This window comes from Neisseria sp. P0021.S006 (genome assembly GCF_051956895.1).
The window spans coordinates 1-968 of sequence record NZ_JBQCWZ010000507.1 but is presented as its reverse complement, the minus strand read 5'-3'; the positions used below and the strand labels follow the sequence as shown (position 1 = coordinate 968).

Below are 968 nucleotides of genomic sequence, written 5' to 3'. Positions count from 1 at the left end.
AATCCGCAGCCGCGCCTTTTCCGCGTTCCCGAACACCAAGGCATCATTAACCGCATGGGTTTCAACAACCACGGCATCGACGCAATGATCCGCAACATTGAAAACAGCCGTTTTAAAGGCATTTTGGGCATCAACATCGGCAAAAATGCCGTTACGCCGATTGAAAATGCGGCCGACGATTATCTGATTTGCTTGGAAAAAGCCTACGCCCACGCAAGCTACATCACGGTCAATATTTCCTCCCCCAATACGAAAAACCTGCGCGCCTTGCAGGGCGGCGACGAATTGAGCGCATTGTTGGAGGCCTTGAAAAACAAACAGGCGCAACTGGCAGCCGCGCATGGCAAATATGTGCCTCTGGCGGTCAAAATCGCGCCGGATTTGGACGAAGCGCAAATCGACGACATCGCCCATGTGGTCAAATCTGTGGAAATGGACGGCATCATCGCCACCAACACAACCATCGACAAATCAAGCTTGGACAGCCATCCGCTCGCAGGCGAACAAGGCGGCTTGAGCGGCTTGCCCGTTCGCGAGAAAAGCAATCAGGTGTTGAAACTTTTGGCGGAACGCATTGACGGCAAGCTGCCGATTATCGGCGTCGGCGGCGTCATGAACGGCGCGGACGCGGCAGAAAAAATCCGCTTGGGTGCCAGTGCGGTTCAGGTGTACAGCGGTTTGATTTATCGCGGCCCTGAGTTGATTAAAGAGTGTTTGGCTGCGTTGAAATGATACTTTCCTAAAAAACAAGGCCGTCTGAAATCTTTCAGACGGCCTTTTGCTATGCTTTCATTCTTCAAACAGATTGCCTTGTGCCAATAAGGTTTTGACCGGTGCGAAATCGCGGCGGTGTTCCGGCAATACGCCGTATTGTTTCAATGCGGCCAAATGTTGCGCCGTGCCGTAGCCTTTGTGGCGGTCAAACCCGTATTGCGGATAGCGTTTCGCCAATTCATACATTTCTGCAT

1 protein-coding gene and 1 pseudogene are annotated in these 968 nt (G+C 52.3%); one reads left to right on the top strand and one right to left on the bottom strand.

Annotated features, from left to right (window positions below):
* A partial coding sequence (pyrD, locus tag ACTHUM_RS15315; RefSeq protein ID WP_440403330.1) for a dihydroorotate dehydrogenase (quinone) occupies window positions 1-732 on the top strand: 732 nt, incomplete at its 5' end.
* A gap of 57 nt (window positions 733-789) precedes the next feature.
* Here pyrD and rnhB read toward each other — a convergent pair.
* Window positions 790-968, bottom strand: a pseudogene (gene rnhB, locus ACTHUM_RS15310) (ribonuclease HII); the annotation flags it as partial.